Raw genomic sequence first — 26,144 nt, 5'->3', positions numbered from 1 at the left:
CGCGCCTCATTCTCCGGGGCGCACCTCGTTTGCGCAATCCTCGCCAAACATTTCGCGGGACAGCACACGCTGACCTGTCTCCGAAAGCGAGTGCCAAAGCTGTGGCCGCTTGCGCCAATGGTCGACCAACTCGCAATCGAGAGCCTTCAGGCCGTCGGGCTCGTTGTCTTCGCCTTCATCTAAGCGGCCTCCAGGCGCTGGCACCTCGGCGTTCAATTTCAGACGGACGCCTGGCCCACCGCCGCTATCGGCGAAAATGAATTCCAGTCCAGCGTCCTCGTAGACGCGCTGCACCGTTTGCAGCGTTGCGCTCTGCGCCGGAAGACCGGCCTCGATGCGTTGGGCGGTATTGACGTGAATGCGAGCCCTCTCGGCCAGCTCACGAATGGTCCAGCCTAGAGCCGCGCGCGCCATCTTCAATTGTATCGTTGACACCTTCATTGTATTATATATACATTCATAGCCATAAGCATTGTGACGCTAACACATTGGCGAGCGTGGGGGTATGCCCATGAAGCTTACTGTCGCGGACCTCAAAAGTCTCAAGGCTTTGCTGCGCTATGCGCGCGAACTGATCGACGACGCGGCGAACACCTCCCGAGCGGCAGACGATACCGCGCGTCACATTAGGCTTCGAAGCCTATCCCGCCAAGTCGACGATGAACTCGACAGTCTCGCTCAATCTCTGGCAGCCGTGGAACGTGCCGCCAAATCGTGATCGCGACGCCATATTCAACCGAACAGCGACTCCTTAAAGCTGTCTCTTGGGCAAAGGAGGCGCGGGATAACGGCCCGCAATCAAATTCCAATACGCCCAGGATCGCGCGTCGATGATCCCAGGCGGCGCCCGATCGAGCGCCTCGACGAAGTCTTCCGGCAGGACATAGCGGCGAAGCACCTGCATGTCCTCATGGGTGGCGCGCGCCATGGCGTAGGCCATGAAACGAACGGGATCGGAAAGCGCAGCAGACGGCCGCTCGAACCAGATGATCCGCCTAGCGATCCTCGAAGTTTCTGGCGTCAAGGGTATCTCTCTCACCGCTTTCGTCCCTGATCGAGCTTCTCACCGGTCAGATGGGGCAATTTTGAAAGATCAACACCGCGGACGGCGTCTACGAGTTGCTTCTTTATGCGCTGCGAGAGCCCCTGCAAATTCCCTTCATCAAAGAACACAAGCGCCTTGAGGGTATTTTGCGGATTGAACTGCGCGCCATAGATCGCCTTTGCACTCGCCAAAGCGAGCGGAAGATCGATGCTGCCCTCTGACAAAATCGCGGCAACATCGATGTAATCCTTTGCCTCGGCCCTTCTTTGAACCACGGCAGCCTTGGTTCCTGCGAGGTCCAGCAGCGATGCGACTCTTAATCCGGTCACAGGCGCTTTGCTCGTTTCGCCAACTCGCCGCAAACGAGGCACTCCAAAAAAGGAGAGCTTTACAGGACCGCGCCTTCGCACAGTGACAGTCAACGTGTTGACTTCGCTTTGAATAACACTGGCATTCTTGAGATAGGGAACCTGTTCAAGAAGCTTGGCGGGATCAAGCGGTTCTGAACTGAAAAAATCAAAATCCACAGACTTTCGATGGCCAATCCGCAAGGCGAGAGCGGTACCGCCATAAAGGATGAAGTCTGCCGGAGTATCGCCGAGTTCGTCCCAAAGGCGGCGCTGCGAAGCGGGCAGGATATCGAGCCTCGGATCGAATATCTGTGTCATTGAGCCAAGATAATGGGAGCCGTTGGCAGAAGGCAAAGCCAAAACACCGACAAACCACAGCGCGGGACAAACCGACCCTCTGCGCCGTGCCCGCGCCAGCGGCCTTGAAGGCAGGTTAGCATTCAGCCTTATCCATCGACGGAACCGCATCAAAAAAGTTGCGCGCTGTTCGTCGAGATGGGTCGATAGGGGACAATCCACGTGATCAAATAGACGTCCGCTTGAGCGTCGGCTCGAGACGCAACCGCCGGCGAAGGTGTCGACAACATGTATGGGATCGGATATAGCTCCCCCCGCTTTTACGGGGGCTATCATGACGGAATTTTCTCGCCGGCGTTTTCTTGAACTGGCAGTCGGCGCCTCGGCCGCGTCGACATTGCCCTACGCATCCGCCTTCGCGAATCCCGTGCCGTACCTTGAAGTCCTTGCCGCGCCGAACGGCGCAAGCCTCATTCTTGCCCGTCTTCTTGAAGAGGGCGGGCTTTCGGACGCCCTTCCCGGTGCGAGCTTTCGGCTGTGGCGAGCGCCCGACGAACTCCGCGCGAGCCTTGTCTCTGGCCGCACGCGGTTGTTCACCACGCCTTCCCACGTGCCCGCCAACCTCGCCAATCGAGGCATGCCGATCCGCCTGCTTTGCATTCTTAGCATGGGGCATCTGTCCATTGTCACCGCCGACATCTCGATCCAGACCTTCGCCGATCTCAAGGGAAAATCGATCCTCGGATTTTTCCGAAACGACATGCCGGATCTGACCTTCCGCGCGGTGGCGAAGCTCGAAGGCCTCGACCCCGATCGGGACATGACGCTCACCTATGTGCAGACGCCGATGGAGGCGGCGCACATGCTCGCGGCGGGCAGGGTGGAAACCGCAATTCTGTCAGAGCCTCCGGCAACAGGCTCCATTTTCATGGCCTCCCAGGCGGGCCGCACGCTTCGTCGCGCGATCAGTCTTCAGGATGTCTGGCAGAAGCACAAGGACTCGAAAATCCCGATGGCGGGTATCGCCGTCCATCAGAGCCTCCTCGACGACTGTCCCGAACTGGTGCCCGCGCTCAAGGCCGGGCTGCCGAGGGCGAAGGACTGGATCTTCGCCAACCGTGACGCAGCGGGCGAACTCGCCGGCAAGGCACTCGGCGCGCGCCCGCAGGTGTTCGCGCAGGCGCTCGATCATTTCAACATGGACGTGATCCCGGCCCGCGCCGTGAAAACCGAACTCGAAGCGTTCTATAGCGCGATCCTCGACCTCTCCCCCGATGCGCTCGGCGGACGACTTCCCGACGACGACTTCTATCTCGACCTGTGATGCGAGGCACGAGCGGCGCGGCATGGGCCGCGTTCGGCATCCTGCTTTTTCTCGCTGCGTGGGAGGGGGCGCATCGCCTCTGGGGGCCTTTCGTGATGCCGTCTCTTGGCAACACGGGCGGCGAGATCGTCCGGCTTTTTGCATCGGGCGAGGCGTTTCCCGCCATCGTTGCCACGCTCAGGCAATCGCTCGCAGGTTTCGTCGTTGGCGCGACAGCTGGTGTCGCGTTCGGCGTTGCGAGCGCCCATCTGTTTCCGCTTCGCTCGGCGCTCGGGCCCGTGGCGGCGATGCTTCTCGGTATTCCGCCTATCGTCTGGGTGGTGCTTGCGCTCCTGTGGTTCGGGCCGTCGACCATCGAACCGGCGTTCACTGTGGTGATGACCGTCTTCCCCATCGTGTTTGGCGCGGCTCTTCAGGGCGCGCTTGCCCGCGATCCTGCGCTCGACGAGATGGCTTCCGCGTACGGAGCGCCGCGCTGGTTGCGTCTCAGCGACATCATAGCGCCCCAACTCGCGACCGCGGTGTTCCCCGCACTCGCCACGGCAGCCGCGTTTTCGTGGAAAGTTGCGGTCATGGCAGAAGTTCTCGGCGGCGGGTCCGGGATCGGCGGCAAGATCGAGACTGCCCGCGCCAATCTCGATCTCCCGGAAACCATGGCGTGGATCGGCATTGTGCTTCTCGTCGTCCTCGCGAGCGAAGCGGCATTGCGCATTCTCTTCCGGCGGCATGCCTCGCCCGGCGCTCGACCATGCTGATTTTCGAGGCGGCCAGTTATTCCTTTGGAGCAGGCCCCGTCCTGTCGGCGCTCGACCTTCGCGTGACGCCGGGCGAGGTGGTCGTGCTTCTCGGGTCTTCGGGTTGCGGAAAGACGACGACGCTTCGTCTCGCATCTGGCCTGATCGCACCGCAAACAGGGCGCGTATCGAACGGGTTCCGGCGCACGGCGGTGGTATTTCAGGAACCGCGCCTGATGCCGTGGGCGAGCGCGCTCGACAACGCGGCCTTCGGGCTGAAGGCGATGGGTCTCGGGCGCGGTGAGCGTCGGGAACGCGCCGCGCAACTCCTCCTTCGCCTTGGCTTCTCGCGTAGCGATCTGGAAAAGCACCCGACGGCGCTTTCTGGCGGTATGGCGCAACGGGTTGCGGTGGCCCGCGCGCTGGCTGTTGGCCCCGACCTGCTTCTCATGGACGAACCTTTCACGGCCCTCGACTCCTCGCTGCGCAGCGAATTGCAGGACATGCTGCGCGATGAGGTCGTGCGCGCCGGAGCCGCCGCTTTGTTCGTTACCCATGACGCGCCCGAAGCCGTGCGCCTTGCCGACCGCATCGCTGTGCTTTCAGGAAATCCGGCCCGCATTTCGGCGGAAGTGGCAAACAGGCCGGTCAGTGGCATCGCCGCAGTTTATGCTGCCGCGGCGGCATTCCTTGCGAGCCCCGATGTGGCCGCGGCGCTGGGCGAGAGACGGGCAGTGTGTGTCTGAGATGGCGGCGTCTCGACACTGCAAAGCCTTATAAGCTTCACAGCCGGGCAATTTGAGTGAAATTGCTTCTTGGGCCAGAGGTGTGTTCCTATATCTTCTTTGACGAGGGAGAGGCCCATGTCGATCGAGGAATGCCTCCACGGTTTCATCCCCGAAACGACCGTCGTGCAGTGCTTCAACGCGGGAGCAGTGCTTTTCCACAACGGAAGCCGCACGGTCGGACCTTATGAGATCGTCACCGGTGCAGTGCGCCTCTCCCGCATCGATGCGAGCGGCAAGGAAGTGGTGCTTCATATTGCGCGACCGGGCGATCATTTGGCCGAGGCGTCAATCTTTTCGTCAGTCTACCATTGCGACGCCACAGCGATAAAGAAATCGACTGTTCGCCTCTACCCGAAGGCCGCGCTCCTCTCCGAATTCGAGCGCAACCCTGATTTTGCGAAATCCTACGCCGCCATGCTGGCCCGTGAGCTGATGACAACCAGAGCGCGCGTTCAGCGGCTGGGGATGCATTCGGCGCGCGAGCGGGTCAGACACTATCTCGCGCTCACCGCCGCCAAGGACGGACACGTCGAAGTGGCGGGCACGATCAAGGATCTCGCTGCCGAACTTAGTCTCACGCATGAAGCGCTTTATCGGACGCTCACCCAGATGGAGAGAGACGGCGAGATTTCCCGTTCGGGCCGCACCATCACGCTTCGCGATACAAGAGCATTGCAGTAGGTGCAACGTCGCGACAGCGAAAATCCTCTTCTCGACAATGGCAAAAGTAGAAATCCCGGCGCAGTATGGAAGCCTTTGGCGCGCAAGTTGTATCATAAACGCTACAGCTTTGGCGAAAGCGACAGGAACAGCGCGCTTTGCAGGAAGCTGTATGATCGCAATCATAGGAGAAGGCGAAAGGGAAAGCTACCGTAAGGACAATCTGTCCGGGCAGACAGGTTGCAACGGCCTTGGGCGGCCATTGCGCGTCGTTACATCAAAGGTGGGGCATGGCGTCGGTCGGACGAGCAAATGCGCGTGGGCGCAAGAGAAGTGGCAGCGCAGGAAACAAAATCCCCGCTCGAACGCCTGAAACAAGACCCGCACAGCTATCCTTCCACACCCTCGCCACACTGACGGCCGCCGCGGCACTTCTCGCCTTCGCGCCGCCGGTGATCGCGGGCCCGCAGGGCGGCGAGGTGGTGTCGGGATCGGCTGCGATCACGAGCGCGGGCGCGGCGACGACCATCACCCAGTCGAGCCAGAAGGCGATCATCAACTGGACCGGCTTCTCGGTGGGCGCGAATGAGAGCGTGACCTTCGCCCAGCCGTCCTACACTTCGGCCACGCTGAACCGCGTCACCGGCAACGAGAAGAGCGTCATCGACGGCGCGTTGACGGCGAACGGCCAGGTGTTCATCGTGAACTCGGCGGGCGTGCTGTTCGGCAAGTCGGCGCAGGTGAATGTCGGCGCGCTGGTGGCGTCCACGCGCGACATCGTCAACGAAGACTTTCTCGCGGGGCGTTATACGTTTTCGGGCACGTCATCCGGCTCGGTGGTGAACCAGGGCACGATCGCCACGCGCGACGGCGGCTATGTCTCGCTGCTCGGCAAGACCGTCTCCAACGAAGGCGCGATCACCGCAACGCTCGGCACGGTGGCGCTGGCTTCCGGCGACAAGATCACGCTCAACTTCGAGGGCGACGCGCTCGCAGACATCACCATCGACAAGGGCACGCTCGAAGCGCTCGTCGCGAACAAACAGGCGATCCGGGCGGACGGCGGCCGCGTGATCCTCTCCGCGAAGGCGGCGGATTCGCTCGTCGCGGCGCAGGTGAACAACACCGGCATCATTCAGGCGCGCACGCTCGCCGATCTGACGGGCGGAAGCTCAAAAAAGGGCTCGATCAAGCTTCTGGCGCAAGGCGGCAAGACGGCAGTCTCCGGCACGCTCGACGCCTCCGCGCCATCGGGCGGCGACGGCGGCTTCATCGAAACCTCAGGCGACAAGGTGACAATCGCCGACAGCGCAAAGCTACTGACCTTTGCCAGCGCCGGGAGCGGCGGCACATGGCTCGTCGATCCCATCGGCTTCACCATCGGTACGGCCGGAGACGTGACGGGAAACTTCATCTCGAATTATCTCGCGACGCAGGGCAGCTACGAGATCGTAACGACCCACGGCGATATCGTCGTCAACGATCCGATCACCTGGTACAAGAACACACTGACCCTGACATCCGCTGGAAATATCGTGGTGAACAGCGTGCTTTCCGCAAGCGGCACGGCGAATTTCACGGCGAACTGGGGTTCAGGCAACAATACTTCCGGCCTCTTCAACGGCGCGCCCTACGGGCTTTACACAACGTTGGGAGCCTCTGGTACGTACAGCGGCAAGATCGACTTCGCGGGCAACGGCTCGGTCACGCTTCAAGGCGCGGCTTACAGCGTCATCAACAGCGTCGCGGACTTCAACGCCATCGGCGACGCCACTAACCAGGCTGCCGACCTCGCGAAGAACTATGTGCTCGGAAGTGATCTCGACTTCGAAAACGCACTCGTCGCTGGAATAGGGACCTCAGCCGCCACGGCCTTTTCCGGGAACTTCAACGGCTTCGGTCACACGATATCGAATGTGAAGATCGACAATACCGTGCTGGGTAATGTGCCTGCGCTGATCGGTGTCGTCGCTGAAGGCAAGACACTCAGCAATGTTGCGGTCACAGGCGCCTCGTTTGCCGCTCCGACTGCGACCGGCTACAGCGCGATTTTGACACAATACAACTATGGGACCATCGCGAACAGCTCCGTAAGCGGATCGATCACCCTCGGAGGCACTTCCATTGTCGGTGGCATGGTGGCTTCTAATTACGGCCTCATGGCCTACGATTACGCAAATGTCGACATCGAGGCAACCGGCCAAGGCTCGACGGTTGGCGTTCTTGCTGGCGAAATGAACGGAGTTTACGGAGCGAAAATCGTCGCGTCTCATGCGAGCGGAAGTGTGAAGTCCGTCTCGAACTCGACAATACTGGGCGGCCTGCTCGGAAAGATGTACGGCGGCGCCATCGACAGATCCTGGTCCGATGCGAGCGTCGATGCTGGAGGAACTCTCGCTACGGCCGGCGGTCTGGTTGGCACTCTTGGTGGTGCTTCGACGACAGCTTTCGTCACCAATTCCTACGCGACAGGCACTGTCCGGGCATACAACGCGGGTGGTTTTGTCGGCAGCATGACCGGCGGCTCGATCTCCAACGCCTATTCGAGCGGCGCCGTCACGGCTTTAACGGGTGGGACCGCTGCCGGGTTTGTTGCGACCCGCTCGTCAACCGACATCCAGATCTCCCAATCTTATACGGCCTCGACGGTCAGCGGGGGCACGGCCTACGGCTTTGCCGGCGGATCGAAAGGCACGCTGACGAACGTTTACTGGACGCAGAATGGATCCGCGCGCAAGACGACAGGCGCGACCATGCTTACCGCGGATGATGCGCGAAGCCTTGCGAACTACGCGGGGTTTGATAGCGCGTATTGGGCGTCGTCGGCGGAAGGGCATCCGATCCTGAAGACGATCCCCGTGACCGTGACGCTCAACACCGCCGCGAAGACCTACGGCGAGAGCTATGCGGCGAGCGATTTCACCTATGTCGGGCTCCAGTGGGGCGATACGGCGGATGCGTTCGCCTACGCTCCGGCCGCGAGCGAGCTTTCGGTCTACAACAAACTCAACGCCGGGGTGCACGAGGCGGGCAAGGTGCTCGCGTCATCCGGCTATGCCAACATCCAGGGCTATGTCGCGCTGAACCCGAAGACGGTGACCGTTTCCGGCGCGACCGTCGCCGACAAGGTCTACGACGGCACGACGGCGGCGACCGTCAGCGGCGGCACGCTGGCCGGTGTTGAGGGCGAAGACGTCACCACGGTCTTCCGCTCCGCCACCTACGCCAGCAGGAACGCAGGCACGGGCATTGCCGTGGCGTTCGACTACGGCTTCGCCTATGCGGACGGGACCGAGACGCGCAACTACGTGGCGGCAAGCGGCTCGGCGACCGGCGCCATCACGCCGAAAGCGATCACGGCGGATTATACGGTCGCGAACCGCGAGTATGACGGCACGGCGGATGCGGCGGTGACGGCGGCCATGCTGAACGGCGTCGTGGCCGGCGACGTCGTGACCGTCGCGTCCACATCGGCGTTCTTCGCCGACAAGAATGCGGGCTCGTGGAGCGTAACCGTGAACGGCACGCTGTCGGGCGGCGACGCGGGCAACTATACGCTTGCCACGGGCCATGCCTCGGCGACGATAACGCCGCGCACGGTGCGACTCATCGGCTCGACCGCCTACGACGGCAACACGAACGTCGGGGCGAGCGATCTCCTCGTCGCCAACGCGGTGGCGGGTGACACAGTGACGCTCGGAGGCTCCGTGTCGATTGCGGGCGCCGCGAAAGGATTGCAGACAGTCGCCGACACGTCCGGCCTGGCGCTCTCGCAGACGGGTGGCAACTACACGCTGGCGGGCGCCACCGGCACGGTCTGGGTGCACGGCGCGGAAACAACGACGCTTTCCGGCCCCTCGGCCGGCACGGTGGTGAGCGGGACGGCATCCATCACGCGGACGGCGACCGTCACCAACATCGCTCAATCCTCGGACAAGGCGATCATCGAGTGGCAGCGCTTCTCGGTGCCCTACACCATGGTGGTGAATTTCGATCAGCCGAACGCCACGTCCGTTACGCTGAACCGCGTGATCGGCAACGAGCAGTCGGTGATCGCAGGGGCGATCAAGGCGAACGGCACGGTCTTCATCGTGAACACGGCGGGCGTTCTGTTCTCGTCAACGTCGGTGGTAAACGCGGGGAGCCTCGTGGCGTCGGCGCAGGCGCTTGCGAACGAGACGTTCGACGCGGGCACCTTCGTGTTCGACGGTGCGGGCGGCGGTGTGTCTGTCGACGGGCAGATCACGGTCAGGGACGGCGGCTATGTCGCGCTCCTCGGCGGTGCGGTCGCGGTGAACGGCAAGATCCGCGCGGCAGGCGGCGACATCGTGCTCGCTTCGAGCGACGCCACCACACTCGACCCGGCGACGACCGGGCGGCTCAAGAGCACCGGCACGCTCACCGGCTCGGTGAAGGTCGGCGGCACGCTCGACGCCTCGTCGGCGACGGGCGCGGGCGGGCGCATCGCGACGGCAGCCGAAACCGTCACCATCGCGCAGGGCGGCCATGTGCTCGCTGGCGGGAACGGTCAGGCCGGGCTCTGGACGCTCGTCATGAAAGGCGACGCAGCCGTAGGCACCCACGTCCGCGCCGCAACTCTGATGGAAACGCTGGCGAGCGCCGATGTCACGCTGAAGTCCGCAGCGGGCAACATCGTCATCGGTGAAGCCTTCGGCTGGAGCAAAAACACGCTCACGCTCGATGCGGACAAGGACATCAACGTTAACACGGTGGTCGATATTGGCGGTTCCGCGAATTTCAACGCCAGTTACGGCAGGAGCGGATTCCAAAGCAAGGGCAGCGTGACCACGGATCTCGACGTCTGGCTCTACGGCATCGATATGGCCTATTCGAAGAATCCCAACGGGACGGACGCGGACAGCTTTGCGGGCAAGATCAATCTCAACACCAGCGGGACGGTGCGTCTTGGCGCCGAAGGCGATCTCAAAACTTACACGGTCATTCGAAACGCCGCCGAACTGGACGCGATACGCTATCAGTCAACGTGCGCAGACTCATCGTGCAGCTACAAGAAAATCGACGGATACTATGTGCTTGGAACCGATATCGACTTGTCCGCCTACAGCGACTGGACGCCGATCGGATTTAATTCCAGCGTCATGACCGGAAACCTCGAAGGTTTCGGCCACACCGTGTCCAATCTTACCTCGACACAGGGCGGCCTTGTCTGGATCACTTTTGGGGCGACCGGTTATACGCACACCAATGCCGATGGGAGTTGGTTCCGCTATATCACCGACGACGGCGCCATCCGAAATCTCGGTCTCGTCAATATTGATATCGATGTCGTCGACAAAGGGATGAGCGAGGTCGGCGGCCTCGTTTCCAGGCAAGGTAATTCCGGCAGCCTGCGCAACGTGTTCGTTACCGGCGACATCCACGCAACGCAGACCGAAGCGATAAATCAGGATCCGAGTGAAGTCCGAAATGAAGGTTACGTGGGGGGCGTTGCTGGTGCCACGGCGGGTTATGTTTCCAACTCCTATTCACGGGTCAATGTCACGACGGTGGGCTATTCGCGCGTCGGCGGCTTCGCGGGCTGGACAACGGGTGTGATCCTCGACAGCTATGCGACCGGCACGGTGCACGCGAGCAAAGACCCAAAACGGATCGGAATGTTTGTGATCGCCGGCGGTTTTGCCGGTATCGTCTCGGAGGGGGCTGTCCGCAACAGCTACGCCACCGGAAATGTCACAGGTGTGGACTATGTCGGCGGGTTCGCGGGTGAACTTGACAGCGCCAACATCTATTCGAGCTATGCGACCGGCAATGTCCGGATGCTCGACAGTCAGCTTTATGGCCTTGCTTTCGGCGAGGACGCCTACGCCGTATCCGATATTTCATCCTATGCCTCGGCCGGCGCGGGTGGTTTTGTTGGCATCAGCATCGGTGTGATCGCCAACTCCTCCTCTAGCGGACGCGTGAGCGCGGAAAGCGGTCGCACGCAACTTCTTGGCGGTTTCGCCGGATTTACAATGTCCGACTACGGCGGGTTCTCCGTGTTCAACGCGTTCAACAAGGACAACGCCGGTATCGCAAACGATGGGCGCGGCAACTTCGTACCCAGCGGCGACCACAATCACGGCGGCGGAAGCGGAACACCGATCCTCGACGCGGTGAATCAGGCGAACGGCACGCATCTGACGGCAACCCAGTTCCACGGCGGTGCCGCGGCGCTAAACACGAAAGACTTCGGTACCGTCACAGCCGCGCAGCGGTCCGGCAATTCGGTTGGCGCGGCACAGGGCATCCAAAACGTGTTCGACGGCAAAACGGCCACGGGCGGTTCGCCGTTGGCGGACGAAGTCGGCCATCTCGGCGTGGTGGGAGTCGCGGTTGTTGCGGCGGAAAGCGCCACTCCGCCGACGCCCGTCGAAGCATCGGCGGGTGCAGAGGCTGTGGCTTCTGCGGCGGGGCCGGATGTTGCGGCTTCTATAGAGGGTGCGCCGAGCGCGGCGTCGGACGAGGCTGAGCGGCGGCGGCGTCAGGCGGCGTCGGCCGGAGCGCGGCGCGCGCCGGATGCGAACTACGATGCGCGTCTGAAGTCGATCGAGGTCGAAGGCAAGCGCTTCGATCTTGAGGCGAAGCCCGATGCGGGCGGCGCAACAGCTCCGCAAGGCGCGCCGTCCGCGCCCGCGCCGAAGGCTCCATAAGCGTCCCCGGCGGCCGGGCGAAGGTCCGGCCCACCGCCACGCATCCGGCCGGCACCGGCCTCGCTTCTCCCGCAAACGTTTCACGAGACTTCGACCATGACCGCACCTCGCATTTCCGGCCATCAAAGCTTGGGCTTTGCATTAGGCAAGTCTCGCGCAAGCTACTCCGTGCTCGCGTCCCTTCAGCATACGAACGATCACGCAGCCAGAGACTCGGCTGCTGCATGCCTTCCGCGGCTTAGCGAGTCGTCGTTCGTCGCGCTCCTTCTTGGCTCCGTCGTCCTCTTCTCCTCTAGCGCGGTGCTCGCTCAGACGCCGCCATCCTACAATGCGGGCGACGCGGCGCGGCAGGCCGAGGAAGCGCGGCGCGCCGAGCCTCTCCCGAAAGCTGCGCCGCGTCCCGTCATTCCAGGGCTCGGACAGGAGGAGTTCACGCTGTCGGGCGGCGGCACGCTTGTCGTGAAGCGCCTTGCCGTCCACGGCGCGGATGCGCTCGACGCGGGCGAACTGGCGGCGATCCTGAAGCCCTTTGAAGGCAGGCGGCTCACGCTCGGCCAGATCTACGAGGCTGCGGCGAAGGTGACGGCGGCGCTGCGCGAGAAGGGCTACATGCTCGCCAAGGCTTACGTGCCGAAGCAGGACGCGCGCGGCGGCACGCTCAGGATCGAGGTCGTGACAGGCCATCTTGGCGGGCTTGCAGTGAAGAACGTTTCGCTTGTCGACGACTGGCTCGTCAAGAGCGTGATCGACGCGAACCTCGCGCCCGGCGACGCGGTGAAGAAGGCCGATCTCGAACGGTCCATGCTGCTCCTGTCCGACACGCCTGGCGCAGGACTGCCGAAAGTCACCATCGAGCCCGGCCGCGCCGCCGGCACATCGGACCTTGCCTTCGCCGTGCCCGAAGCGCGGCTGATCGACGGCTATGTCATGGGCGACAATCTCGGCGGCCCCTACACCGGGCGTTACCGCGCGTCGGGCGGCCTCAACGTCAACTCGCCGTTCGGCCTCGGCGACAAGCTGTCGGTGTTCGGCATGGTGTCTGACACGACCGGCATCCTGAACGGCCGCGTGGCGTATAACGCGCCCATCGGTTTCGACGGTCTTCGCGGCGAAGTCTTCGCCTATCGCACCACCTACGAACTCGGCGGCGTCTACGACACGCTCGACGCGACCGGCACGGCGGACGCCATCGGCGGCTCGCTCGCATACGCCGTGAAGCGCTCGCGCGAGGACAGCATCTGGACGACGGCGACCTATACGCACAAGGAGCTCCACGACGAGGTGTGGGGTGCGACGACGTCGACGCGGCGCATGGATCTCGGCACGGCGGCGGTGCAGCGCGATCAACTGTCGAGCCTCTTCGGGCTGCCGCTTGCGACGAGCCTGCAAGCGTCGGGCACCGGCGGCTTTCTGGACATCCCGAACGCGGTGGAACTCGCGCAGAACCGTGCGGGCGTCGATACCAATGGCACATTCTGGAAGATCGCGGGCTCCGCGCAGGCGACCGTCGCGCTTCTCGACGATGTGTCCTTCTCCGTGTTTGCGCGCGGCCAGAAGGCGATGTCGGGCAACCTCGATTCGAGCGAGCAGTTCTCGCTGTCGGGCCAGACCGGCGTGCGGAGCTTCGACGAGGGGCTCTCTGTCGACACGGGCTATGTGGTTACACCGGAACTGAAATACGCGATTCCGCTGACCTTCGAGGGCTATCGCCACTCGGTCGGCCTCTTTACCGATGTCGCGGGCGGCTGGATCGAGGATGCGAGCTACACCACGCTGCCGAAGTTCTCCGGCCTGAAGGATGTGGGTCTCTCCTACAACTCGACCTATGAATATTTGCCGGGGCGGTATGTGATCGGGCGCGGCATCGTCGCCTGGAGCTACGGCGCAACCGGCGGCGCGGAGAAATACGACGACAGCTTCAAGGCCCTGTTCCAGGCCGGCGTGCTGTTCTGATCCAGCAAAGGGAAACCCATGACTGAAACTGCATCGCAAGCCCCCGTCGCGCCGGTCGCCGCCGCCGAGATCGAAAAGGCGTTCCAGACTCCGGCGACCTTCGTGAACAAGGCCTATCTCACGCTGTCGGGGCCGAACGCGCGCCTGTCCTTCGTCGAGATCGCGCCCGACGGCACGCCGCTTCCGCGCGCCGCCGTCGCCATGACCATCGCCGACCTCTTCGCGCTGCATGACGCCATCGGCGCGATCAGGCAGAGCGCGAACGTGGTGCAGATCCGACAGGACTAGGGACGCAGATGCAGACCGAATGGCTTCACGGCGCTATCGACTATGGCATTCTCGGCGTTCTCGCCGCCGCGAGCGTCGTGGTGGTGGCGACCGCGATCGAACGCTTCGCCTTCTTCCGGCGCGTAGACCTCGGCGCATTCTCGAGCGCGAAATCGCTTGAAATCGCGCTGTCGCAGCGGCTCGTCGCCATCGCCACGGTGGCGAGTAACGCGCCTTATGTCGGCCTCCTCGGCACCGTGCTCGGCATCATGCTGACGTTTTACAGCATGGACTTCTCGACCTCGACGGACGCGGGCAAGATCATGGTGGGGCTAGCGCTCGCGCTGAAGGCCACTGCCGTGGGGCTTGCCGTCGCCATCGTCGCGGTTGTCACCTACAACCTGCTCGTGCGCAGGGCGAAGGTGCTGATGCTCGAATGGGAGGCGAGGCAGGAAGAAGCCGCGCGCACGGCTCGTGGATGAGAAGCCCTTCGAGAGCATGAACGTGATCCCGTTCGTCGACATCATGCTGGTGCTGCTCACCATCGTGCTGACGACGGCGAGCTTCATCGCGACGGGGCACATCCCGATTGCATTGCCGAAGGCGCAGGCGACCGCCGTGCATGCCCAGAAGCCGAAGATGATCGAACTGTCGAAGGCGGGCGGCATCGCCCTCGACGGCAAGGCCGTCTCGAAGGAAGCGCTCGAAGCCGACCTGAAGGCGCTGCCGCCCGAGACGGCCTTTCTCATTCGCGCCGACCGCGATCTGCCGTTCCAGATCTTCGTCGACGTGGCCGATGTGTTGCGCCGCCTCGACTTCAAGAAGGTCGCGATCCAGACCGAGGTTGCGAAATAGCGATGGCGGGACGCTCGCTGACCATCGCGCAAGCCTATGCGCTGTCGTTCGCACTGCATGCCGCCGTCGCCGCGCCTTTCGTTATCGCTCTGCCGGAGCGCGAGGACGACGAACCGCCGACGCTCCAGATCGAGCTCCAGGGCGAGATCGCCGAAATGCAGCAGTCCGAGGAAACGCTCGCGCAGGCCGCGCCGCCGCCCGTGCCAGCAACACCGCCTCCTCCCCCAGAACAGAAACAACCCGATCAGCCGCCGCCTGAGCCGAAGGAAGAGACGCCACCGCCGAAGGAGGACGAGGTGCCGCTTCCCGAGGATAGGCCCGCGCCGCCGCCTCCGCCGGACCCCCAACCCGCCCCGCCGCCGACGCCTCCCGCGCCCGGCGCGATGCCTGTCACAGGCGATCTCCGTCAGCAGACGCAGACGACCATCCGGCGCAAGACCGAGGCCGAGCTTCTCGACGACTACTCGCGCGCCATCGCGAAGATCATCCAGTCGAACCTCGTGAACCCCGAAGGCGCGCGCGCCGGCCGCCTCAGGGGCAGCACCAAAGTAGCGTTCACCGTTCTCGCCGATGGCGACATCGATGCAGCAACGCTGGTCGTCGCCGCCTCGTCCGGCAGCCTCGTTCTCGACGACGCCGCGCTCAAGACCGTGCGCAGGTCATTCCCGTTCGCGCCTCCGCCGCGCCCATTCCGCGTCGCCATAACCGTCGGCTTCGGACGGTAGGCGAGGGCCGGCAGTCTGCCTTGCAGTCGAAACCGGACCAGATCCTCCAGAGCTCCTGAGTCCGCAATCGGCCTCTTGCAGCTATCGCCGGGACCCGTGAAGACCCTGAATAAAGCACCCCGCCAAACGCCGGTTCGTCCGCGGCATAGTTTCCTTTCCGTGTAACGCATGTAACAGGCGTTACAGTGCTGAAGTCACGAAGAAATATCCGTTACACTCGAAAACTGACGAGGTGTAACAGGCGTAACACGCCCGGCTTAAAGCGAGAATATCGCGATCAGGATTCGGCGAAACGTGCAGCGATGTTACACTTGTTACACGAGCTTCTCTGTCCCGTGTAACTGAAAAAGTCAGGTTATATCAATAATGTAGCACCTGTTTCACCTGTTACCCGGAAAAAGCGATCACGCTATTGGTCCGGCGCCGTGAAATCCGGCCCGACGAGCACCCAAGCGCTGCCGTTCACATGCGGTGAAGGCTCATCCTCATCACCAAACAGAAGCGACGCATCGATTTCGTAGCACCGCCTCGGACCCATGCCGGGCAGGCGGACAACGCGCTGATACTTGCCATCGTTGTCGGGCTTGATAATGCCGCGCTCCACCATGGCGCTGGCGATCGATCGCGCGTCGTGACCGCGACAGATCTCTTTCCAACCTTCGGGCAGCACGTAATAGACGACCTGCTCCTCATCTGCTCCCTGATCGAAGATGCGGTAGAAGCCAACCCTGTTCAGGGTGGGCTGGCCGGGCGTATGCCAGGAGCTGAAGCGCGAGGAGCCATGCAGCTCGATGAAGCCTTTTACCTGCAGGATTCCGTTCTGCGTCTCGATCGGCCCCGAGGTGCCGCGCGCGGCGAGCCACTCGAGAAACAGCCGCTTGCACGCCTCACGCACCTCGCCGCGGCGCCAAGGCACGATGGCGGCCGCGATCGCAAGCTCGCCGGCGGCAGCGATAAGGCCGAAGCGGCCCGCCACGCGCGCAACCTGGCCGTCCGCATCTTTGGCGCAGGCTTGGTGCACGAAGCGGCCGATAAAGGCTTTCGCGCCTTCGGTCAGCCGCTCAAGATCGCCTGTCAGATGGCGAATGAAGGCGGGCGCCGCATGGCCGTAATGCTCCCGCCCGCTCGCATTGAGCGCCTCGGCGAGCTGCTTTGGTTCCTTGAACCCGTGCAGACTTTGAAACATGCCCATGCCGTGGCCTGCGTCGGCGTTGATTTCGACAAGCCGCACCGCCTGGCCACCCGTTGCGCGCATGCGGTCTTCGGAGAGCTTTTCGGCCATGCCGATTTCGCCTGTGGACATGAAGAGGAGCCGCCAGGTGCATGCGCTGCGAAGATCGGAGGTTCTTTGCATCCGCTCCTTCTGCCGACCATTCGCGAGCGCGTAGGCTGCCCGAAAGAGCGCTTTGGATTCGATTTCGGCGATCTCATCGAGGGCAAGAAACGCATTGTTGTGGATGGCGGCGACAGCTTCGAGCGCGTTGTCGGTCGCCCGCCAGGTGCGCATGAAGCCATATTGACCGCCGCCGCCCCAGACGGTGCCCGCGGCTCGAAGGATGGTGGTCTTGCCGGCCGTCGACCCGCCCCGGAAATGAATGCCGCCGCCTTCCATGCCGATCGGCTCGAGGAGCGGCGGCGCTAACGCGGCGGCGATCGCGAACATGAGCCGGTCGTTGCCGCGCGCGTAAGCCGCCACACCGTCTTGCCAGCCTTTCAGGCTGCCGCCTTTTCGGTAGAAATGCTCGACCGGCTTGTGCGGCTGAAAGACGACGGCGCGGCCTTTGCTGTTCCCGATGGTTTCATCGGGGAGCACAAACACCCCGTCGTGAAACCCGACCTTCGGAACGCACAGCGCATAGGATTTGGGCCGATAACGGACGAGCAGCTCCCGGAGCTTCGTCTTCGCTCTTGGCGTGATGTTGAAATCGAGCCCGTGATAGGCGAGGTGCTTGAAAATATCTTCCGAACTCGTCACGAGGTCGGTTTTCGGGATTGCGGCCTTGTGCCAGACGGCGTTGCGCGTCTTGATTTCGAGATAGAGGCCCCAGTCCTTGCTGTCGGCGTTGAGCGTGGTGGCGAGAAACCTCACCTCGGAGCAGAGCCAATCCCACTCCTCGTCCTCTGCGCCGTCTTCACCCTTCACGATACGGTTCAAGAATTCGAGGCCTCGGCCGTTCTCCTGCCAGCGAAACCCGAAGGGCAGATCTTCCCAGGGCTCGGCTTGAGCCAGCGCTTCGCGCACGGCATCGAGCCCATCGCTTACGAGAAGGTCATTCCAATCCTGCCATTTGCCGTTCGGCTTCGGCCGCGCCGGCGGATAGGTGATGGCGGCTGAGAGCTTCTTCTTGCGGTCGGCGCTGGCCGCATCCTCGGCATAGTCTTCGCCCGCCTTGCCCTTGCCGGCGCCGCGGCCCCGGTCGCCGGCTATCAGCACGCTTTTTACACTTGGCGGCGCCACCACGTTTTTCAGATTGGCGCCGCTAATGGCGGAGGCAACAAAGGGCCGGCCAGCCATGAAACAGACAAGCGCGTTTTCAGGCCCTTCGGCTTTTACAAGCTCGCCGCCTTCTTGCGGCGTGCCAAACCAGATGGCTCCGCCCCCATACTCGCCATAGGCCTTTTTTGGGCTCGCGATCTTGGCCTTGCCGCCATCCTCGCCGAGATAGAGGCGGTGAAGGGTCTTGAACTCGCCATCATAGGCGTCCGAGACCCGGAACAGGATCGCTGGATAATATCCGTCGCGCTCACTGCACCAAAGACGGGGATGAAAGCGGATCGCCGTTTGAAAGAGCGGCCAATCGAGCACAATGCCGCGATGCTGCTCGAGATAGGTCTGAGCAAGCGTGCCGGTGACGGCTTTGGCCTCGCTCCAGAGCTGGAATGCGCGCTGGCGCATCCTCTCGATGTCGTCGTCGGCTGCATCAAGGACCGGTCGCCCGGTCGGCCCACCGGTAGCAGCATCGGCGCTTTCATCGTGGGCATCGGACAAATCGTCAGCGGCTTCTGCCTCTGTCCCGTGTTGCAAAGCGCTTTCAGCGGACTGCTGCGCGCTGATTTTGCGCTGTGTTTTTCGCTCTTGCTTCGGCGCTTCGTAAGCGCGGCCGAGAAGCTCCGTTTCGATCAAATCGAGGGCTTCCAGGAAGGACAGTCCCTTCATGCGCTCGACGGCATGAATGACGTCGCCACCGCCGCACTGGCTGCAGAACCAGGCCTTCTTTCGCGTGTCCCATCGCCAGGACGGGTTCTTATCGTCGTGGCCCGGAAAGGGGCAGCGGATATGCGTTTGACGCCGTGCCGGTGGCCAGGCGATGCCGATCCAGCGCAGGATATCGAGCTCCCGGCCGGCAAGGTCGGCTTTCACGGACTCCCATCGGCCTGATAACGCCTTACCTGACGATGTCTTATCAGCCGGTGTCTTGCCTGGCGACCTGTTGCCATCGCACGTCTTAGTCTTGCCGCCCGATCCCCGTTTCATGCGACATCCTTTGCTTCCCTGCTGGAATGCGAGCCGCTTGGCTCGGGCCTATCGCAATGCCGCGCTCATCCGGCTGATCTGCACTTGGGGTGCTTCGCGTCGCCCTCGATGGCGCGCCCGCAGAGCGGGCAGGCGGTCTCGATCAGGAAGGGCCTTTCGCGCGTGGCGCGGTGCGCCCGGAAGTCCTGGATGGTGAGGAGGCCTTCGGAGGCCGAGATGAGCCGGAGCAGGGTTGCGAGCGTGGCTTTTCTCTCCGGCTCCCTCCCATCCTGGGGGATGAGCCTGGATAACATCGCGGGCGTGACCCCTGCGCGCTTGGCGAAACTCGTGCGGGTATGTCCCGTCAGTTGCAAAACGCTCTGGAATTTGGTCGCCAAGTTCATGCGTGCCCCGCGCCTCCCTGACAGGGTTTACCTTTGACTTGCCGATTGTTGCCTGTTAGACAATTCTCAGCCAAGGTCTTTTTTTGGACAAACTCTGGATTGCCACCAAGAAAGATGGCAAGAAGCCCTCCATGGCAATCAATCGCATCCGGCAACTGAGACTTGAACGCGGTCTGTCGCTGACCGATCTCGCGAAAAAAATCGGCATCTCGGAAAGCCACTTGTCGCGGGTCGAGGCGGGCGCGCGGGGGCTGCATCTTTCCAAAATGGAGGCGCTCGCCGGCGCGTTGGGCGTGCCTGTGACCGAAATCCTTTCGGTTCAGAGCTTGAGCTACATGGCCGACCTTGCGCCCTATATCCCGCCCAAAGGCTCGGCCATCGAAAAGGCGCTGACATCGTCGACGCAAAAGATGTTCAAGGTTCTGTCGAACGTGATGAGCGAGCTTGGCATCACCGAGGGCGATCCGATTATCGCGGATATGGACCCTAAGGGATTGCAGAAATTGGAGCTTGGCCAGCTGGTGGTCGCCCAAATCTTTACCAATAACTGCCCAGAAGGCGTTTTGCTGTTGCGGCAATACATCGGGCCGCACCTTTTGATTACCAATAGCGACGATCAAAATGCCATGCCCATTCATAGGCTTAGAGCAAAAGCGACCGTGATCGGCCGCGTCCTTCTTTGAATAGGTCCGCGCACATTCTTTGAACTGCATCGGATCTCAGATTGCAGTTTCAATATAAATGAAGAAGTCTAAGTCCAAGGCAACGAAGCGGAAAAGCGGCCTATGAGACTTGCGCGTGCGTGGGCGTCGGCTTTGGCGGCCGAGGGGCAGAGCGGTCTCGATGACGATCTGATCGCGCTTGATCGCAGTCATGCGAGGTCTGGCTCCGATCCCTCCCACCAGGTCTACGAAGTTCGCTCTCGCGTTCTGTCCGACAGCGGTATTTTCCCCGGCGATCTGTTGACCTTGCGCCGCCTCGATAAGGGCGAGACGCCCGCGGCGGTTTCCTTGGCCGCTGTCGCCGTCGGATGTCCGCCGAAACAGTTTCTGTTGTTGCGACTGTTCGTGCCGCCCCGGCAGCTCACGATCAACACCGGTTGTCTCGCCCTCCCGCCTTTGGTTCTTGGCCCGAATGTCCGGCTCATTGCCGCCGCGCCTCTAGAGCCGGATCCGATCAGGTTGACCCAACCCGATCGGTGAATCCGTCTCTACACTTAAGAGAAGAGACCGTTTTACCGATCCGATTGCGATTCAATCGGATCGGAACGGGCTCTAGCCGAGCCGCACTCGAGGACCGCGCACGCCTGATAAACTTTTCCCCAGCTTGTTTGCCGCGCCCTATCTCAAACAGCGTCTTTGCTTGAGGCGAGTCTTGCCATAATTGCCCTTTTTTAGACGATTTTGATTTTTTGCTTTTTAGACAATATCAGGCAAGCATCAAGCATATCAGTGCAGTTGGCTTCTTGCTTCGTACCGTGTCTTGGAGTTGCCAGCATGATAGGCAGAGTTTCTGCTTCCAAAGGGCGAGTTTCGCCCGCAGGCGCGCGACAAGCGCCGCCTTGTCCAGCCCCGACAGAAGGCGGCTGCGTTGCGTGCCGAAAGCACCCGGCAATCGCCCTTCACGCATTGAAAATCCGAATGCCTCCGCGAAAACCAGTCTGGGCCTTGCCGCTGTGCCGCGTTTGCCTGAACCTGGCTTCGCCGCTTGGGCCGGTGGCTGAATTGCTGTGGCTTCAGTCTATCGGCGTGGATGCCCTCGCGGTTGCTTCTGCAGGGCACAAGCCCCCGGTGCGCGGCAAGCCCAGGAGAAGAGCCCGCGTCAAGCCGCCAAGCGACGTACCAGAACCCGGCTCTTCGAACGAATTCGAACGGATCCATGCGGCGGCTGTGGCGGCGTTCGGACACCCTTATCCGGCCACGGCGTCCGGCCAGGCGCTGTACTGGGATGAGCTGATTGCGTCCTTTGCGCGGGCGCATGGCGCAGACCTCACCGCAAAAGTCTTCGGCGTCGAGGTGCGCACGGGGCGAGAACTGATCTTTGATTGCCCCGTTTATAATCCTGAAAGGAAGGTTCGATGAGGCCGCATGTCTCTCTGCATCCTTTCCTCCCTGCCCTAGGCATTTCCAAAAAGGGACAATGGCGCGCTTCCCACGAGACACCAATATTTGTCGGCGCTGACAGAGGTCGAGGGCTCGGCGTGGGCCTGAGGCGCGTGCAACGCACACGCAGCGCTTGGAAGGCTGCAAGCTGCAACATGTCTGGGGTATCTGGAGCGTTACGCCGTGACGAGTTCGGACGGTTCGCCCGCAACGTGGGAGTGTGAACCATGCGAACCCTCAAGGACATCGAGCGCCTGAAGGCGGCCCACGCGAAGGTTGCACGGCTCGCCGCCCAAAACCCCGCGCTCTTGCCCGTCTTCATGGCCTTCGAGCGCGACATGGAAAAGGCGAAGGCGTGGGAGCGCGCCCGCGAAGTCGCTCAGAGCGCTGCCGCCAAAATCGTTTCGCGCAAGCGTTCGAGGCTTCCGCCCTTGCCGTAGCGCTCGCGGTTATAGGCGTGCCCAAACAGGTCGCGCCGAATGCGCTCGTCCGCGTGCGTGGCGATTAACCGATCCTCGAAAGAATGGCGAAGGGAATAGAGGCTGTGATCTTCCGTTTCGAGCAAACCGTTCTCCCGAAGATATGAGTTCACCGTTGCGCTCAGCGTCGCACTGGAATTTCGATAACGTGGAAAGCCTTGTTTGCACTCCCGGAACGCTTCGAGCGACACGCCCGCGAGCGGGATGATACGCTTGCTCGTCTCGTTCTTGAGTTGCCGCCCTACAGGTTCGATCGAGATGAAGGGGATCGGACCTTCGAGCCGGATATGGTCCGGCAGCAATCCTGCCGCCTCGCTTGGCCGGTAGCCGGTGTTGACCATGCCCAACACAATGCAGCGGGCTTCGGTGTTGAGGCCGTCCAGCGCTCCGGGAGCGAGGAGCCGCATCCTTATCCATTCGGTCGAGAACGGAGGCCTGGTGCGCTTGGCGCCTTCCTTGAGCGCCACGCCACGAAACAGGTCCGGCAAGCCGAGCCGCTTCATGCGGTTGAGCGTGCGCACCATGTCCGCGAGATGGGTAAAATCCTTGTTCGCGCTGCTGGGCGACAGGTCTTCGGCCTCAATCTTCTCGATCCACCATTCACGGAAGTTAAGCACATCGTCGGCGGTGATTTCGGCGAGTGGCTTCGCGCCGATCACATGGGTGAAGTTCTTTACGGCCTTCATGCGCGGGTTGCGCCAGCGGCGAAGCTGGTCCTCGCTCTTGCCCAATGTTCGATCCCTGGCAAGCGTCCAATAGAGATCGAGCGCCCGCGTCACCGTGAGCGGCGGGTTCGCTATGCCGCCGAGCAAAGCCGCCGCTTCAAAGCGTTCCGGCTTGCCGGAAGCGACGGCTTCGACGCGCCGGATGCGCTCTTCCTCCGGCAAGGCCGCGATCTTTTCGGCAGGCAGGTAGCGAAAGCCGCGCATTCCGCAAAGGTTCAGGGCCGCCGCGTAACGCTTCTCCGCATCGTTCGTGTCGCCCGCGAGACGGGCCTCCCAAGCCTCTTCGAGTTGCACCCATGCAGCAGCGGCCTTGCGGCGCGCCACGCTTTCCGAATCGGTGTGAAGGCTGAGCCAGATCACCTTGCGCTCTTCGACGGGGGCATAGCGCGCGGGCACGCGGCGGCGGAGTTGCCACGTATCGGCCCGCTTGAAAATGGTTGTGTCTTTCACAGCCGCGCCTCTCCCAAATTGTGCATCAAAATGTATAGCACATCCGGGCGAAACAAGTATGAAGTAATTAGCTCTACGGCAAAACAGTGAATTGGAATAGGTGCTTACGGAAACTTTTGCGGCAAGAACTTGGCGGAGGGGGTGGGATTCGAACCCACGGTACGGTTGCCCGCACGCCGGTTTTCAAGACCGGTCTATTAAACCACTCTAGCACCCCTCCGCAGGCGCGGCCCGCTCGCTTGCCTTGACGTCTCGCGCGCCGATGCATGCGGAACGTCGAGCGCGCCAGCCTTCAACGTCGATGGATAACAAATGCGCCGTCGCGGGGCAACATGCGATGGCGGCGAGACCGAGCTTCTTCGCATCTCATCGGTGCGAAGAGGCTCGGCCGCTCGTTCAGCTTCGCCGCTGCGGAACGCGTCCCGCCCCGCGTCGGCTGCGGCCGACCCTATTTCAGCGACGCATAGGTGTTGGCGTCGACGTTGAAGGTGACGCCGCCATAGACCGACAGGCCGGGCGTGTTGTAGCCGCGCACCGTTTCGTACTTCTCGTCGAGCAGATTTTCGCCCCGGACGTAAGCGGTGAAACCGGGGCGAATGTCGTAGCTGAACTTCGCGTTCAAAAGCACATAGTCTTCCAGTTGGTAATTGCTCGAGTCGATCGTATCGAGAGCGAAACGCGTGGTGACGTTCGCCTTCACCGTGTCGAACAGCAGCGCGTCGGCGCCGAGCGTGATGCTGCTGCGCGGGATGCGGACGAGACGCGAGCCATCCTCCGCCCTTGCATCGACATAGGTGTAGCCCGCCGACAGCGTGAGCCACGGGCTCACAACTGCAGCGCCGGAAAACTCCACGCCCTCGCGATGTGTCGTGCCGGGGATCTGCTGGTAGACCCACTTCCAGTTGGCGTCATAACCACCGCCAATTTCGTTCGTGGTGTCGACCTGGAAATACGTACCGCTTAAACGAAAGCGCTTGTTGTCGAACCACTGATCGAAACCTACGTCCCAGCTTTCGCTTTCCTCGGGCTTAAGCTCGGTGTTCCCGGAAACCCACTCGTTGTTTGCGTAGAGTTCATAAAGGCTCGGCGCACGGAAGCCGGTGCCGGTGCTCGCGCGCAGTTTTGTCTGAGTCGGTTCATAGAAGTACGCCGCAGTGAATCGGTAGGTCTGGAAGTCACCGAAGGTGCTGTGTTCATCGTTGCGGCCGCCGCCGGTAATCGTCAGCCCTTTCAGCGGCTCCACCGAAAGCTGAGCAAATACACCCGTCAGGTCAATTCCGTGCTGGGAGTAAGCGCCGGTCTCAGCGGTTTCTTCCATGTAGTCGGCGCCCGCAGTCACGGTCGCCCATTTCGTTATTTTCGCCGTGCCGAGATAGTCGACCTTCCAGCGATCGCCCGTGTAGGAGTCGTTGACGGCTGAACCAGCGGACCACCCCCACTGATCGCGATCAAACTTCATGCCTTGAATCGAAACCGTGTTGACGAAGGCGCCATCGAAAAGTTTAACTTCCGTGCCCACGCGCCCGGCCTGCTGGCTGGTTACACCCCGCGTGCCGGGCCAACCGTCTGTCGCCAAATCCCAATTATCGTAGGTGCTATCGTAGCTGTGCCTCTCCTCCAGAGCGCGCGCGGCGAAAAAGACTTTCACATCGCTGGAAAGCTTGTACTCGCCGGTGCCGCTGAAGGTCAGGTTTCGGTAGCCATCGTCTTCATTTCCAATCGCCAGAGCGGAATAGCCGTCGCTTCTTACGCTCTGCACGGTGAAACGCGCATAACCGCGATCCGTACCGTAGGCCGCACTCGCCGTGCCGCGCTGGGTGTTGTAGGAACCTGTTTCGCCGGAAGCCGTCATCGAAGCGCCGAGAACGGGGCGCGCTGTGTCGATCGTTATGACGCCGCCGACCGCCTGACCGCCGTAAAGCAAGCTCTGCGACCCCTTCAGCACCTCGATGCGCTCGACATCGGTCGCGAGGATAGTTTCAAGCGCCGTCGTGACCTGCGTTCCGGTTGGATCGGCGATGTCCAATCCATCCACCTGGACCTTCACATATTTGGAAGCCGCGCCCCAAATGAAATATGACGTCGTGCTGGCCGGCCCCGTCTGCGCCACGGAAACGCCCGGCACCTGCGCGAGGTAATCCTGCACATAGGTGCGCGACTGCGCCTCGATCTCGTCGCGCGTGATGACCGTCACCGCGGAGCCGACCTTGGTGATGTCGGTTGCGACGCGGTTCGCGGAATAGATCACGTCTTTCGACGGCTCGCCGGGAATGGCATCCGGCGCGGGTTCGGCGGCACCGTGCGCAACGGCCGGCGCCTCCTTCTTTTTCTTCGGAGCGGAGGCTTTCTTCTTCTGCTTTTCGGCCCCGTCTTTTTTCACGACGACGGGCGGCAGGGTATCGGAACGGGCGGCGGTTTGCGCCTGCGCATTCGCGGCAAATGCGACAAGGCTGACGAAAGCGACACAGGAGCGGGCGCGCGGGTATAGAGCCGGCATATTGGGCCTCGTGGAACGTGACACGTCACCACGAACCAAAGTCAGGAACGCCGCGTTGAGCGGATTCCAAGCCCCCATCAGGACACCCCGCCCGACGTGTTCGCGCGTGACCACGGCTGATGGCAGGTCTCCTGGCTCACGGGTCAAAACTCCACGCCGCCTTCCCGGTTTCCCAGTGGCCTTTGGCGCATCGCTCGCCGCTTACAGTTGCGGGGGCAGCCGCGGATTACGGACGTCGTCCCTCACCGCGTTCCCTATTATCCTCATCGGAGGACCATCGGCTTAAGGCATAGCTTGCATGAAGCTTGCGCCGCAATCACGCAAATGCCGCAATTCGGCATGTTCCGCGCAAGCTGTGGCG

General features: G+C 62.2%; 22 protein-coding genes, 1 tRNA gene, 1 pseudogene and 1 riboswitch. Of the genes and pseudogenes, 15 read left to right on the top strand and 9 right to left on the bottom strand.

Going from position 1 to position 26,144, the window contains the following annotated elements:
• Positions 1-6: 6 nt before the first annotated feature.
• Positions 7-441 (bottom strand): helix-turn-helix domain-containing protein, encoded by a 435-nt coding sequence (locus QM659_RS07400; RefSeq protein WP_415187924.1) that lies wholly within the window; start codon positions 439-441, stop codon positions 7-9.
• Between the two features lie 70 nt (positions 442-511).
• Here QM659_RS07400 and QM659_RS07395 point away from each other — a divergent pair, with 70 nt between their 5' ends.
• The gene (locus QM659_RS07395; protein ID WP_415187923.1) at positions 512-718 is read left to right on the top strand and encodes a chemotaxis protein; all 207 of its coding nucleotides are present in this window, start codon (positions 512-514) and stop codon (positions 716-718) included.
• Positions 719-751: 33 nt separating this feature from the next.
• Here the strand turns inward: QM659_RS07395 and QM659_RS07390 are convergent, their stop codons facing one another.
• The gene (locus QM659_RS07390) at positions 752-1,024 is read right to left on the bottom strand and encodes a hypothetical protein (protein ID WP_415187922.1); all 273 of its coding nucleotides are present in this window, start codon (positions 1,022-1,024) and stop codon (positions 752-754) included.
• Between the two features lie 11 nt (positions 1,025-1,035).
• A complete protein-coding gene (locus QM659_RS07385) occupies positions 1,036-2,028 on the bottom strand; it encodes a nucleotidyl transferase AbiEii/AbiGii toxin family protein (protein ID WP_415187921.1) in 993 nt (330 codons plus the stop codon).
• Here QM659_RS07385 and QM659_RS07380 point away from each other — a divergent pair.
• The 10 genes from QM659_RS07380 (at position 2,027) to QM659_RS07335 (ending at position 15,672) form a co-directional block, all read left to right on the top strand.
• A complete protein-coding gene (locus QM659_RS07380) occupies positions 2,027-3,016 on the top strand; it encodes an ABC transporter substrate-binding protein (RefSeq protein WP_415187920.1) in 990 nt (329 codons plus the stop codon). The genes QM659_RS07385 and QM659_RS07380 overlap by 2 nt on opposite strands.
• Positions 3,016-3,771, top strand: coding sequence for an ABC transporter permease (locus tag QM659_RS07375; protein ID WP_415187919.1), 756 nt, complete (start codon positions 3,016-3,018; stop codon positions 3,769-3,771). The genes QM659_RS07380 and QM659_RS07375 overlap by 1 nt, the downstream gene beginning before the upstream one ends.
• On the top strand, positions 3,765-4,496 hold the full coding sequence (locus QM659_RS07370; RefSeq protein WP_415187918.1) for an ABC transporter ATP-binding protein: 732 nt from the start codon (positions 3,765-3,767) through the stop codon (positions 4,494-4,496). The genes QM659_RS07375 and QM659_RS07370 overlap by 7 nt, the downstream gene beginning before the upstream one ends.
• A gap of 117 nt (positions 4,497-4,613) precedes the next feature.
• The gene (locus QM659_RS07365) at positions 4,614-5,219 is read left to right on the top strand and encodes a Crp/Fnr family transcriptional regulator (protein ID WP_415187917.1); all 606 of its coding nucleotides are present in this window, start codon (positions 4,614-4,616) and stop codon (positions 5,217-5,219) included.
• 269 nt (positions 5,220-5,488) lie between these two features.
• Positions 5,489-11,872, top strand: a complete 6,384-nt coding sequence (locus QM659_RS07360) for a beta strand repeat-containing protein (protein ID WP_415187916.1) — start codon at positions 5,489-5,491, stop codon at positions 11,870-11,872.
• Positions 11,873-11,968: 96 nt separating this feature from the next.
• Entirely contained in the window at positions 11,969-13,825 is a 1,857-nt protein-coding gene (locus QM659_RS07355; protein ID WP_415187915.1) for a ShlB/FhaC/HecB family hemolysin secretion/activation protein, read from the top strand.
• 18 nt (positions 13,826-13,843) lie between these two features.
• A complete protein-coding gene (locus QM659_RS07350) occupies positions 13,844-14,113 on the top strand; it encodes a hypothetical protein (RefSeq protein WP_415187914.1) in 270 nt (89 codons plus the stop codon).
• An 8-nt stretch (positions 14,114-14,121) separates the two neighbouring features.
• A complete protein-coding gene (gene exbB / locus QM659_RS07345; protein WP_415187913.1) occupies positions 14,122-14,574 on the top strand; it encodes a TonB-system energizer ExbB in 453 nt (150 codons plus the stop codon).
• The gene (locus tag QM659_RS07340) at positions 14,567-14,947 is read left to right on the top strand and encodes an ExbD/TolR family protein (RefSeq protein WP_415187912.1); all 381 of its coding nucleotides are present in this window, start codon (positions 14,567-14,569) and stop codon (positions 14,945-14,947) included. Before exbB ends, QM659_RS07340 begins: the two co-directional genes overlap by 8 nt.
• A gap of 2 nt (positions 14,948-14,949) precedes the next feature.
• Complete coding sequence (locus tag QM659_RS07335) at positions 14,950-15,672, top strand: TonB family protein (protein WP_415187911.1); 723 nt, start codon at positions 14,950-14,952, stop codon at positions 15,670-15,672.
• A 409-nt stretch (positions 15,673-16,081) separates the two neighbouring features.
• On the opposite strand, the gene QM659_RS07330 is transcribed toward QM659_RS07335, so the two are convergent.
• The 3 genes and pseudogenes from QM659_RS07330 to QM659_RS07320 all read right to left on the bottom strand — a co-directional run bounded on the left by QM659_RS07330 (position 16,082) and on the right by QM659_RS07320 (position 19,530).
• Positions 16,082-18,478 (bottom strand): DUF927 domain-containing protein, encoded by a 2,397-nt coding sequence (locus tag QM659_RS07330; RefSeq protein ID WP_415187925.1) that lies wholly within the window; start codon positions 18,476-18,478, stop codon positions 16,082-16,084.
• 372 nt (positions 18,479-18,850) lie between these two features.
• A pseudogene (locus QM659_RS07325) lies at positions 18,851-19,147 on the bottom strand (hypothetical protein); the annotation flags it as partial.
• A gap of 65 nt (positions 19,148-19,212) precedes the next feature.
• A complete protein-coding gene (locus QM659_RS07320) occupies positions 19,213-19,530 on the bottom strand; it encodes a 3,4-dihydroxy-2-butanone 4-phosphate synthase (protein ID WP_215033071.1) in 318 nt (105 codons plus the stop codon).
• An 83-nt stretch (positions 19,531-19,613) separates the two neighbouring features.
• Between QM659_RS07320 and QM659_RS07315 the strand changes: the two genes are divergently transcribed.
• From QM659_RS07315 to QM659_RS07300, 4 genes are all read left to right on the top strand, one after another.
• Positions 19,614-20,213, top strand: coding sequence for a helix-turn-helix domain-containing protein (locus QM659_RS07315; RefSeq protein ID WP_415187910.1), 600 nt, complete (start codon positions 19,614-19,616; stop codon positions 20,211-20,213).
• Positions 20,214-20,345: 132 nt separating this feature from the next.
• Complete coding sequence (locus QM659_RS07310) at positions 20,346-20,732, top strand: hypothetical protein (RefSeq protein ID WP_415187909.1); 387 nt, start codon at positions 20,346-20,348, stop codon at positions 20,730-20,732.
• 522 nt (positions 20,733-21,254) lie between these two features.
• Positions 21,255-21,611, top strand: coding sequence for a hypothetical protein (locus tag QM659_RS07305; RefSeq protein WP_415187908.1), 357 nt, complete (start codon positions 21,255-21,257; stop codon positions 21,609-21,611).
• Positions 21,612-21,859: 248 nt separating this feature from the next.
• Positions 21,860-22,072 carry a hypothetical protein gene (locus QM659_RS07300; protein ID WP_415187907.1) on the top strand — a complete coding sequence of 71 codons (213 nt, stop codon included), beginning with the start codon at positions 21,860-21,862 and terminating at the stop codon, positions 22,070-22,072.
• On the opposite strand, the gene QM659_RS07295 is transcribed toward QM659_RS07300, so the two are convergent.
• The 3 genes from QM659_RS07295 to QM659_RS07285 form a co-directional block, all read right to left on the bottom strand.
• Complete coding sequence (locus QM659_RS07295; protein ID WP_415187906.1) at positions 22,012-23,286, bottom strand: DUF6538 domain-containing protein; 1,275 nt, start codon at positions 23,284-23,286, stop codon at positions 22,012-22,014. The genes QM659_RS07300 and QM659_RS07295 overlap by 61 nt on opposite strands.
• A 130-nt stretch (positions 23,287-23,416) precedes the next feature.
• Positions 23,417-23,506 (bottom strand) — tRNA-Ser (locus QM659_RS07290).
• 228 nt (positions 23,507-23,734) lie between these two features.
• Entirely contained in the window at positions 23,735-25,783 is a 2,049-nt protein-coding gene (locus QM659_RS07285) for a TonB-dependent receptor plug domain-containing protein (RefSeq protein ID WP_415187905.1), read from the bottom strand.
• Between the two features lie 103 nt (positions 25,784-25,886).
• Positions 25,887-26,077, bottom strand: a riboswitch (cobalamin riboswitch).
• Positions 26,078-26,144: the final 67 nt, after the last annotated feature.

Source organism: Rhodomicrobium sp. (assembly GCF_047605405.1).
Taxonomy (GTDB): domain Bacteria; phylum Pseudomonadota; class Alphaproteobacteria; order Rhizobiales; family Rhodomicrobiaceae; genus Rhodomicrobium; species Rhodomicrobium lacus.
This window is presented reverse-complemented; position numbering and strand designations above follow the sequence as displayed.

Excerpts from the sequence above, each read along its gene's own strand:
- QM659_RS07400 (WP_415187924.1), bottom strand. The coding sequence starts at position 441 with ATGAAGGTGTCAACGATACAATTGAAGATGGCGCGCGCGGCTCTAGGC.
- QM659_RS07350 (WP_415187914.1), top strand. The coding sequence starts at position 13,844 with ATGACTGAAACTGCATCGCAAGCCCCCGTCGCGCCGGTCGCCGCCGCC.
- QM659_RS07360 (WP_415187916.1), top strand. The coding sequence starts at position 5,489 with ATGGCGTCGGTCGGACGAGCAAATGCGCGTGGGCGCAAGAGAAGTGGC.
- QM659_RS07355 (WP_415187915.1), top strand. The coding sequence starts at position 11,969 with ATGACCGCACCTCGCATTTCCGGCCATCAAAGCTTGGGCTTTGCATTA.
- QM659_RS07335 (WP_415187911.1), top strand. The coding sequence starts at position 14,950 with ATGGCGGGACGCTCGCTGACCATCGCGCAAGCCTATGCGCTGTCGTTC.
- QM659_RS07300 (WP_415187907.1), top strand. The coding sequence starts at position 21,860 with ATGCGAACCCTCAAGGACATCGAGCGCCTGAAGGCGGCCCACGCGAAG.
- QM659_RS07370 (WP_415187918.1), top strand. The coding sequence starts at position 3,765 with ATGCTGATTTTCGAGGCGGCCAGTTATTCCTTTGGAGCAGGCCCCGTC.
- QM659_RS07285 (WP_415187905.1), bottom strand. The coding sequence starts at position 25,783 with ATGCCGGCTCTATACCCGCGCGCCCGCTCCTGTGTCGCTTTCGTCAGC.
- QM659_RS07375 (WP_415187919.1), top strand. The coding sequence starts at position 3,016 with ATGCGAGGCACGAGCGGCGCGGCATGGGCCGCGTTCGGCATCCTGCTT.
- QM659_RS07365 (WP_415187917.1), top strand. The coding sequence starts at position 4,614 with ATGTCGATCGAGGAATGCCTCCACGGTTTCATCCCCGAAACGACCGTC.
- exbB (WP_415187913.1), top strand. The coding sequence starts at position 14,122 with ATGCAGACCGAATGGCTTCACGGCGCTATCGACTATGGCATTCTCGGC.
- QM659_RS07380 (WP_415187920.1), top strand. The coding sequence starts at position 2,027 with ATGACGGAATTTTCTCGCCGGCGTTTTCTTGAACTGGCAGTCGGCGCC.
- QM659_RS07385 (WP_415187921.1), bottom strand. The coding sequence starts at position 2,028 with ATGATAGCCCCCGTAAAAGCGGGGGGAGCTATATCCGATCCCATACAT.
- QM659_RS07395 (WP_415187923.1), top strand. The coding sequence starts at position 512 with ATGAAGCTTACTGTCGCGGACCTCAAAAGTCTCAAGGCTTTGCTGCGC.
- QM659_RS07320 (WP_215033071.1), bottom strand. The coding sequence starts at position 19,530 with ATGAACTTGGCGACCAAATTCCAGAGCGTTTTGCAACTGACGGGACAT.